The following is an 8,860-nucleotide window of genomic DNA, read 5'->3' as shown; positions in this document are numbered from 1 at the left end:
AACGGACGCTTCCTTTGTACTCACCCGAGAGACTCTCTCAGGCTTTCCTCCGGGCGCTTCCCTTCGGTCTTGCGTTTCCGACTCTATCAGATCTTCTTCCGATCCGATTTCCTCGGTGCTTTCCAGGTTCCCGCTTTTGTTTCGCGGTTTCCTTTCCGGCGGTTCCGACTTTATCAGAAGTTCCGAGCCGGTCTGACCGGCCATTCATTTCCGACTTATCGGGGGGGCCTCTGTGGAATCAGAGATTCACGAGGCTGACAGATACTAACCGCTGCCGACCGGACCCTGTCCAGTTCCAGGCAACTGTTCGAATCTACCTCCCCGCGCGCTCCGTGTCAACGGCTTTTGCGGGGCGAAGAGGAGACTAGCAGCTCAGCCGGGCCGTACGCACATCAGGCGGCTGTCGGCACCGTGGCGCTGCGCTCGATCGCCTCCACGTCGCCCGTGTCTCCGGCTCGGGCGGCTCGGCCGCCGAGGACGTAGACGTAGACGAGGAAGGCCAGTTCGGCTGCGATGCCGATGGTGATGCGGGCCCAGGTGGGCAGGCCGGAGGGGGTGACGAAGCCTTCGATGGCTCCGGAGACGAAGAGGACCAGGGCGAGGCCGATGGCCATGCCCACCGCGGCCCGGCCTTCTTCGGCGAGGGCGGTCCGACGAGTGCGGGGCCCGGGGTCGATGACGGTCCAGCCGAGGCGGAGTCCGGTTCCGGCTGCAACGAAGACCGCGGTCAGTTCGAGCAGGCCGTGCGGGAGGACCAGGCCGAGGAACGTGTCGAGTCGGCCGGCCGAGGACATGAGGCCGGCTCCGATGCCGAGGTTGAGCATGTTCTGGAACAGGATCCAGAGGACCGGTAGACCTAGGAAGACGCCGAGCACCAGGCACGTCGCTGCTGCCTGGGCGTTGTTCGTCCAGACCTGGGCGGCGAACGCGGCGGCCTGGTGGCTCGAGTAGTACGTCTCGTACAGGCCGCCGGGTCGGGTGAGCGCGCGGAGCTCGTCGGGGGCGGCTATGGAGGACTGGACCTCCGGGTGGGTGCCGATCCACCAGCCCAGGAGGGCGGCGACGGCGGTGGACAGGAGCGCCGTCGGCACCCACCAATGGCGCGACCGGTAGACCGCGGCGGGGAAGCCCTGGGTGAGGAAGCGGGTCACGTCGCGCCAAGAGGCGCGTCGGGTGCCTGTCACCGCGCTGCGCGCGCGTGCCACGAGTTGGGTGAGCCGGCCGGTGAGCTGGGGGTCGGGAGCGCTGGACTGGATCAGGGAGAGGTGGGTGGCGGCGCGCTGGTAGAGGGTGACGAGTTCGTCCGTCTCGGCGCCGGTGAGGTTGCGCCGCCGGCGCAGGAGGGCGTCGAGGCGGTCCCATTCGGTTCGGTGGGCGGAGACGAAGACGTCGAGGTCCATCGGTGTGCCTGCTCCTCGGCTGTTCGTCGGCGGCCGGTGGTGATGTCAGCTTGTCGTACTGGGGCGCGATGTGTTCTCAGCTTGGCAGACTGGCCGTTGCCGGGGCAGGTCAGGGAAGGGACGACGGACGTGAGCGAGCTGGTGACGGGTGAGGCCGTGGCGCTGGAGCTGCGGCCTGCCAGGCTGCCCAGCCGGGCGTTGGCGACGTTGCTGGATCTGGTCGTGGCCTTCGTGGTCTACATCGTCGTGAGCATCGCTCTGGTGGCGTCGACCGCGTCCTTGGACGAGGCGGCGCGGATCGCGCTGTCGATCGCCACGTTCCTGCTGGTGCTGGTGGGTGGGCCGATCGCGGTCGAGACGCTCAGCCATGGGCGCTCGCTCGGCAAGATGGCGTGTGGGTTGCGGGTGGTGCGGGACGACGGTGGGCCGATCCGGTTCCGGCATGCGCTGGTGCGGGGCGCGATCGGTGTGGTCGAGATTCTGCTGACGATCGGGGTGGTGGCCTGTATCGCCTCGCTGGTGTCGGCTCGGGGGCGACGGCTCGGTGATGTCTTCGCCGGCACGTTGGTCGTGCGGGAGCGGGTGCCGGCGGGGCGGTCCGGTGTGGTGCCGCCGCCTCCGCCCTGGCTCGCGGGTCGCTTCCAGGGGCTGGATCTTTCGGCGGTGCCGGACGGGTTGTGGCTGGCGATCCGGCAGTACCTGGGGCGGATGAGCCAGCTGGACCCGCAGGTGGGTTGGGCGATGGCCGAGCGGCTGGCCGGTGATCTCGCGGTATGTACGGGGGCTCCGGTGCCGCCGGGGGTGCCACCGGCCGCGTATCTGGCTGCGGTGGTGCAGGAGCGGCAGGGCCGGGAAGCTCGGCGGGCCTTCGGCAGTGGTCCGGTTGGGGGGCCGCCGGTGGCCGGGGGTGGGGGCAGGGTGGTGGACGTTGGGGCGGGTAACTACGGTCCGTCGGCGTCGTACGGCCGGCCGGCCCCGTCCGGTTCGCCCGCTCCGTCCGGTGTGACGCCTGTGGAGGGGTTGGCCGGTGATCGGTCCGAGGGGTCGGGTACGGGGTTCGTGCCGCCGGCGTAGGGCTGTCCGCGCGGGGTCAGTCGAAGGTCGACGGGGGTGTTTCGAGGTCTTCGAGCTCGATGCCGGGGGCTGCGAGGACGACGTCGCCGGCGATGTGCACGGTGTGCTGTTCGCCGGTGTCCAGGGCTGTGACCTGGTATTCGTCCACGGTCAGGGGGCCGTTGTCAGTGGCGTGTGCTTCGCTTCTCAGCAAGGCCCAGGACTGGTCGACGGTGCGGGGGGCGAGGACCGGTTCGGTGAAGGCGACGAGGCGTACCCGGGTTGCCGGGGAGGAGGGGGTGAGGCGTAGGAGTCGGGTGGTGGCGATGAGGAACGCGGGGGATGTGCCGGTGAAGGCGTGGGCGGGGGCGTTGCCTTCCGTGGCGTGAGCGCCGGTGGGGTCGGTGCGGACCCAGGTGACGCCGTCCAGGGCTGCGCCGCGTACCTGCCAGCTGCTTGCGTGGAGTTCGAGGCGCAGGGGGCGGCCGAGGCCGTCGAGGGTGAGGTCGACGGAGCCGGTGGGGTCGCCGGTGGGGGTGGTCAGCTGGGAGACGTAGCGCCAGCCGGAGGGGCCGGGGGCGCAGTGGAAGTGTTCGTGTGCGAAGGGGGTGTGATCGTGCGGATCGTGGAGCGAATATCGGCCGCGGGGCATCGGGGTCCTGGGGTGTGACGGGCTGGTCGGGTGCCGCGGCGCTCTGGCCGGGGGGACCGAAGGGGCAGGCCCCCGACACGGGGGTGCGGGGGCCTGTCTCTGAGGTGCTGCGGACTACGGGCTCTGGGTCTTCGGGATCAGTGACTCAGTAGCGGTAGTGGTCCGACTTGTAGGGGCCTTCGACCTCGACGCCGATGTAGGCGGCCTGCTCGGGGCGGAGCGTGGTCAGCTTTACGCCGAGTGCGTCCAGGTGGAGGCGGGCGACCTTCTCGTCGAGGTGCTTGGGCAGCGTGTAGACGCCGGTCGGGTACTCGTCGGGCTTGGTGAACAGCTCGATCTGGGCCAGGGTCTGGTCCGCGAAGGAGTTGGACATCACGAACGACGGGTGGCCGGTGGCGTTGCCCAGGTTCAGCAGGCGGCCCTCGGAGAGGACGATGATGACCTTGCCGTCGGGGAAGGTCCAGGTGTGGACCTGGGGCTTGACCTCGTCCTTGACGATGCCGGGGAGCTTGGCGAGGCCGGCCATGTCGATCTCGTTGTCGAAGTGGCCGATGTTGCCGACGATCGCCTGGTGCTTCATCTTGGCCATGTCCGAGGCCATGATGATGTCCTTGTTGCCGGTCGTGGTGACGAAGATGTCGGCCTTGTCGATGACCTCGTCGAGGGTCGTGACCTGGTAGCCGTCCATCGCGGCCTGGAGGGCGCAGATGGGGTCGATCTCGGTGACGATGACGCGGGCGCCCTGTCCGCGCAGGGATTCCGCGCAGCCCTTGCCGACGTCGCCGTAGCCGCAGACGACTGCGGTCTTGCCGCCGATGAGGACGTCGGTGGCGCGGTTGATGCCGTCGATCAGGGAGTGGCGGCAGCCGTACTTGTTGTCGAACTTCGACTTGGTGACGGCGTCGTTGACGTTGATCGCGGGGAAGAGGAGGACGCCGTCGCGCTGCATCTCGTACAGGCGGTGGACGCCGGTGGTGGTCTCCTCGGTGACGCCGCGGATCTCCGAGGCGAGCTGGGTCCACTTCTGGGAGCCGTCGGTGATGGTGCGGTTGAGGAGTTCGAGGATTACGCGGTGCTCGTCGTTCTCGGCGGTGTCGACCGAGGGGACCTTGCCGTCCTTCTCGTACTCGACGCCCTTGTGGACGAGGAGGGTGGCGTCGCCGCCGTCGTCGAGGATCATGTTGGGGCCGCCGGTGGGGCTGTCCGGCCAGGTCAGGGCCTGCTCGGTGCACCACCAGTACTCCTCCAGTGTTTCGCCCTTCCAGGCGAAGACCGGGATGCCCTGGGGGTTGTCGGGCGTGCCGGCGGGGCCGACGGCGATGGCGGCGGCCGCGTGGTCCTGGGTGGAGAAGATGTTGCAGGAGGCCCAGCGGACCTGGGCGCCGAGGGCGACCAGGGTCTCGATGAGGACGGCGGTCTGCACGGTCATGTGCAGGGAGCCGGTGACGCGGGCGCCGGCCAGCGGCTGGGTCTCGGCGTACTCCTTGCGGATCGCCATGAGGCCGGGCATCTCGTGCTCGGCGAGGGTGATCTCCTTGCGGCCGAAGGCGGCCAGGGAGAGGTCGGCGACCTTGAAGTCCTGTCGGTTGTCGACAGTCGTCATGGGGTGCTGCTCCTCGGGGTCGGTTCGAGAGAGTGGGTACGGCTGGTCTGCGCGGCGGCGGACACAGGGGTGCCCGAAGGGGACCCAGGCATGCCCGCAGTACGCGCAGCGCAGTCCGTCGGAGGCCCTCTCTCCCTCGGTCGGTCCGTGCTGGGACCGCCCGACCGCCATCAGCAGCGACGTCTGGCTCCGTTCCAAGCTACACCGGTGGCGCGGGCGGCCCCAGTCCGCCTCCGATCAGATCGCGCCGTTCACGGGACCGGGAGCGGCGTCGGGTCAGTGCTCGGTCGGGTGTTGGCTGGGGCCGCCGGGGGTGGCCTCGCGGTCGGGGCCCTTGGCGGCCTCGGCCTCGCTGTAGATGTCGGGTTCGAGGTAGATGACGCGGGCGATGGGGACGGCGGCGCGGATGCGGGCCTCGGCGGCGTTGATGGCGGTGGCGACCTGGGTGGCCGTGTCGTCGTGCTGGACGGCGATCTTGGCGGCGACCAGGAGCTCTTCGGGGCCGAGGTGGAGGGTGCGCATGTGGATGACGCCGGTGACGGTGTCGCCGTCGACGATGGCGGCCTCGATCTTCTGGACCTCTTGCAGGCCGGCGGCCTCGCCGAGGAGGAGGGACTTGGTCTCGGCGGCGAGGACGAGGGCGATGAGGACGAGGAGGACGCCGATGCAGACGGTGCCGATACCGTCCCAGATGCCATCGCCGGTGAGGAGGGCGAGGCCGACGCCGCCGAGGGCGAGGACCAGGCCGATCAGCGCGCCGAAGTCCTCGAGGAGGACGACGGGCAGCTCGGGGGCTTTGGCGCGGCGGATGAACTGGGACCAGGAGAGCGCGCCGCGCAGTTCGTTGGACTCCTTGATGGCGGTGCGGAAGGAGAAGCCTTCGGCGATGATCGCGAAGGCGAGGACGCCGACGGGCCAGTACCAGTGTTCGACGTCGTGCGGGTGCTTGATCTTCTCGTAGCCCTCGTAGATGGCGAACATGCCGCCGACCGAGAAGAGGACGATGGAGACGAGGAAGGCGTAGATGTAGCGTTCGCGGCCGTAGCCGAAGGGGTGTTGCGGGGTGGCTTCGCGCTGGGCCTTCTTGCCGCCGATGAGGAGCAGGGCCTGGTTGCCGGAGTCGGCGAGCGAGTGCACGCCTTCGGCGAGCATCGACGACGAGCCGCTGAACGCGAACGCCACGAACTTCGATGCCGCGATCGCGAGGTTGGCGCCGAGTGCCGCCACGATCGCCTTGGTGCCACCTGACGCGCTCATGTGTTCGGGTTTTCCCTTCGCCTTCGTGCGTACGCCGTGCAGGGCGGGGCCCGTGGTGGGCTTTGCCCGTCCTTTGCCGGTGGGTCATTGTTGCAGCCCGGTCCGGCGGGGGCGCGCCCGGCTGTGCGGTGGGCCGTCTTGTGCGCTGTGTGGTGGGTGGGTGTCAGGCGACGACCGTGGCGCGGAAGACCGTGCCGGTTCCGGACACTTCGGCTTTTTCGCCCGCGGGGACGAAGACGGAGTGGCCGGGGGTCAGTTCGTGTTCGCCGGCCTGTACGGAGCCTGCGGTGCAGAGCAGGATCTGCGGGGTCGGGAGGGTGAGGTCGCGGGTGGGGGCGCCGGTGGGCAGGACGTGGCGCGAGAGCCGGAACTCGTCGATGGGGGTGTCGTAGACCTCTTCGCCGTCGGGGGTGGCCTCGGGGCGCAGGACGCCGGGGTCGCCGGGTTCGAAGCGGACGATGCGCAGGAGTTCGGGGACGTCGACGTGTTTGGGGGTGAGGCCGCAGCGCAGGACGTTGTCGGAGTTGGCCATGATCTCGACGCCGAGGCCGCTGAGGTAGGCGTGCGGGATGCCGGCGCCGAGGAACAGGGCTTCGCCGGGCTGGAGTCGGACGTGGTTCAGCAGCATGGCGGCGATGACGCCGGGGTCGCCGGGGTAGTGGTGGGCGATGCCGGCGTAGGGGGCGTAGTCGCCGCCGAGGCGGTCGCAGGCGGCCGCGGCCTGGGCGACGGTGTGGGCCATGTCCTCGGGGTCGGCGGTGAGGATCGCGGTGAGGACCTCGCGCAGGGCGGCGTCTTCCGGGTGGGCGTGCAGGAGGTCGACGTACGGCTTGAGGGAGTCGACGCCGAGGCCGTCGAGGAGGTCGGCTGCGTGTGCGGGGGCGCGGAAGCCGCACAGGCCGTCGAACTCGGTGAGGGCGCAGATGAGTTCGGGTTTGTGGTTGGCGTCCTTGTAGTTGCGGTGGGGGGCGTCGACGGGGATGCCGCGGCGCTCTTCGTCCTCGTATCCCTCCTTGGCCTGTTCCAGGTCGGGGTGGACCTGGAGGGAGAGGGGGGCGCCGGCGGCGAGGATCTTGAGGAGGAAGGGGAGGCGGGGGCCGAACTTGGTGACGGTGCGCTCGCCGAGTTCGCGCTGCGGGTCGGCCTCGATGACCTCGACGAGGGTGCCCCGGTCGGTGCGGGAGGGTGCGCCCGGGTGGGCGCCCATCCACATCTCGGCCTGCGGTTCGCCGGTCGGCGTGGTGCCGAGCAGGTGTGGGATCGCGGTGGGGGAGCCCCAGGCGTAGGGGCGGATGGTGTTGTCGAGGCGGTCCATCGGGTTCTCTGCCTGTCTGTCCGGCCGGCTGACTGTGGCGTCGGGCTGTGGATCGAGCCCGGGCGTTACGAGCGTGTGGCTTGCGTCAGCCCTGTGAGGCGAGCGCCAGGTAGACAGCGGCGAAATCCGTGGTGGCGATCAGTTCGGCGAGGGTGACGAGTTCGTCGCCTGCCTCCGGTTCGAGTTCGCTGATCGGCGTGTCGTGGCTGAGGGCCAGGTCGCGGGCGGCCGGAGCGGCGGTGAGGCCGCCGATGGGGCGGTCGCGCAGCAGCACCACGCGCGCGTGCAGGGCCGGGGGCTCTTCGACGCGGTCGCGGAAGAAGTCGTCCGGGTCGGCGCTGGCGGCGAGGGGGCCGGCGAGGAGGGCGTTGTGTCCGGCGAGGGCCTCGGGTAGTTCGGCGACGAGGGCGGGGCGGCCGGCGAGTTCGGCGAGGGCGGCGGCGAAGCGGCGGCCCGCGGGGCCGGCCGAGGTGCCTTCGGTCCAGATCACCGGGAGGGCGTCGGCGAGTTCGGCGGCCAGGGTCTTCGCCGGGTTGCTGTAGGTGGCGATGGCGGGACCGCAGCGTTCGGCGATCTGATCGAGGCGGTCGGCGACCTTCTCGATCTGCTCGGGCGGGGCGGAGAGCAGGGCGATGCGGTCGAGGAGTGCGAGGAGGGGCGTCAACAGGGCCCAGAGGACGCCGGGCGCGGAGGCGGCGACGGGGGGCTGCTCGTCCTGTTCGTACGGGGCGGTCGCCAGCGGGACGAAGAGGCCGTGCGTGGCGCTGAGCGCCTCGGTGAGGGGGGTGTGGGCGGGGGCCACGGCGACGACGGTGCAGCCTCGGCGGTAGGCCTGCTCGGCGAGGAGGGAGAGGCCGGGTTCGCTGCCGTCGGGGGTGGCGATGAGGAGGAGGTCCACGGATCCGGCCCAGCCGGGGAGTTCCCAGCGCAGGGCGCCCGCGGCGGGGGCGACGCCGGTGGGTGTCAGGTGGATGACGGGGCAGGAGGCGCCTGCGAGGGTGCCGAGGAGGTCGGCGACGCAGGTGGCGGCGGCGCCGGGGCCTGCGATGAGGATCGCGCGGGGGCGGCCGTCCGGTGCGAGGTCGTGGACGCCGGCCTCGGCCGCGTGCCGGGCGGCGGTGCGGACGCGGGCGCCGGCTTCGGCCGCGCCGCGCAGGAGGGCTCGGCGGTCGGCCTCGGCGAGGGCCTCCGGCGTGTCCAGCAGAGAGTCGTCGAGCATGGCGGCAGTCTCCGATCGCCTGAGGCGTCGTCGGGTTGCGGGGCCGGGGGCGAGATGCCCTGCGGGGCGTGGTCGCCCGGCTGGGGGGTCCTGGCGTCGGGTGGGGCGCGGCTGCGCGGTGCCCGGCGCCCGGTGGTGGGTGTGGGGTTATGCGGGGCGGCGGGCCTCGTCGACGAGGAGGACGGGGATGCCGTCGCGGACGGGATAGGCCAGGCCGCAGTCCTGGCCTGTGCAGATCAGCTCTGTGTCCTGCTCCTTGAGGGGGGCGTGGCAGGCGGGGCAGGCGAGGATCTCCAGGAGGCCGGCTTCGAGCGGCATGGGGTTTCCCTTCGGCGTGTGGGGGTGTGCGGGTGTGTGGGGC

General features: G+C 70.8%; 8 protein-coding genes. 1 reads left to right on the top strand and 7 read right to left on the bottom strand.

Annotated elements, in window-relative coordinates; all coding sequences use genetic code 11:
- Positions 1–392 precede the first annotated feature (392 nt).
- A complete protein-coding gene (locus ACZ5SK_RS13125; RefSeq protein WP_457494460.1) occupies positions 393–1,400 on the bottom strand; it encodes a stage II sporulation protein M in 1,008 nt (335 codons plus the stop codon).
- Between the two features lie 129 nt (positions 1,401–1,529).
- On the opposite strand from ACZ5SK_RS13125, the gene ACZ5SK_RS13120 reads away from it, so the two are divergent.
- Positions 1,530–2,474, top strand: a complete 945-nt coding sequence (locus ACZ5SK_RS13120; RefSeq protein WP_334579449.1) for an RDD family protein — start codon at positions 1,530–1,532, stop codon at positions 2,472–2,474.
- A 16-nt stretch (positions 2,475–2,490) separates the two neighbouring features.
- Here ACZ5SK_RS13120 and ACZ5SK_RS13115 read toward each other — a convergent pair whose 3' ends face one another.
- From ACZ5SK_RS13115 to ACZ5SK_RS13090, 6 genes are all read right to left on the bottom strand, one after another.
- Positions 2,491–3,105: a hypothetical protein gene (locus ACZ5SK_RS13115; RefSeq protein WP_361710272.1), complete on the bottom strand. Its 615-nt coding sequence runs from the start codon at positions 3,103–3,105 to the stop codon at positions 2,491–2,493.
- Positions 3,106–3,250: 145 nt separating this feature from the next.
- Positions 3,251–4,708, bottom strand: a complete 1,458-nt coding sequence (ahcY, locus tag ACZ5SK_RS13110; RefSeq protein ID WP_334579447.1) for an adenosylhomocysteinase — start codon at positions 4,706–4,708, stop codon at positions 3,251–3,253.
- Between the two features lie 276 nt (positions 4,709–4,984).
- On the bottom strand, positions 4,985–5,965 hold the full coding sequence (locus ACZ5SK_RS13105) for a cation diffusion facilitator family transporter (RefSeq protein ID WP_334579446.1): 981 nt from the start codon (positions 5,963–5,965) through the stop codon (positions 4,985–4,987).
- Positions 5,966–6,128: 163 nt separating this feature from the next.
- Positions 6,129–7,280, bottom strand: coding sequence for a mannose-6-phosphate isomerase, class I (gene manA / locus ACZ5SK_RS13100; RefSeq protein WP_334579445.1), 1,152 nt, complete (start codon positions 7,278–7,280; stop codon positions 6,129–6,131).
- A gap of 85 nt (positions 7,281–7,365) precedes the next feature.
- A complete protein-coding gene (locus ACZ5SK_RS13095) occupies positions 7,366–8,499 on the bottom strand; it encodes an SIS domain-containing protein (protein WP_334579443.1) in 1,134 nt (377 codons plus the stop codon).
- 147 nt (positions 8,500–8,646) lie between these two features.
- Entirely contained in the window at positions 8,647–8,817 is a 171-nt protein-coding gene (locus tag ACZ5SK_RS13090; protein ID WP_007382472.1) for a Trm112 family protein, read from the bottom strand.
- Positions 8,818–8,860: the final 43 nt, after the last annotated feature.

It is taken from the genome of Streptomyces sp. NPDC031474, from assembly GCF_055581185.1.
This window is presented reverse-complemented; position numbering and strand designations above follow the sequence as displayed.

Excerpts from the sequence above, each read along its gene's own strand:
- ACZ5SK_RS13125 (WP_457494460.1), bottom strand. The coding sequence starts at position 1,400 with ATGGACCTCGACGTCTTCGTCTCCGCCCACCGAACCGAATGGGACCGC.
- ahcY (WP_334579447.1), bottom strand. The coding sequence starts at position 4,708 with ATGACGACTGTCGACAACCGACAGGACTTCAAGGTCGCCGACCTCTCC.
- ACZ5SK_RS13090 (WP_007382472.1), bottom strand. The coding sequence starts at position 8,817 with ATGCCGCTCGAAGCCGGCCTCCTGGAGATCCTCGCCTGCCCCGCCTGC.
- ACZ5SK_RS13115 (WP_361710272.1), bottom strand. The coding sequence starts at position 3,105 with ATGCCCCGCGGCCGATATTCGCTCCACGATCCGCACGATCACACCCCC.
- ACZ5SK_RS13095 (WP_334579443.1), bottom strand. The coding sequence starts at position 8,499 with ATGCTCGACGACTCTCTGCTGGACACGCCGGAGGCCCTCGCCGAGGCC.
- manA (WP_334579445.1), bottom strand. The coding sequence starts at position 7,280 with ATGGACCGCCTCGACAACACCATCCGCCCCTACGCCTGGGGCTCCCCC.
- ACZ5SK_RS13105 (WP_334579446.1), bottom strand. The coding sequence starts at position 5,965 with ATGAGCGCGTCAGGTGGCACCAAGGCGATCGTGGCGGCACTCGGCGCC.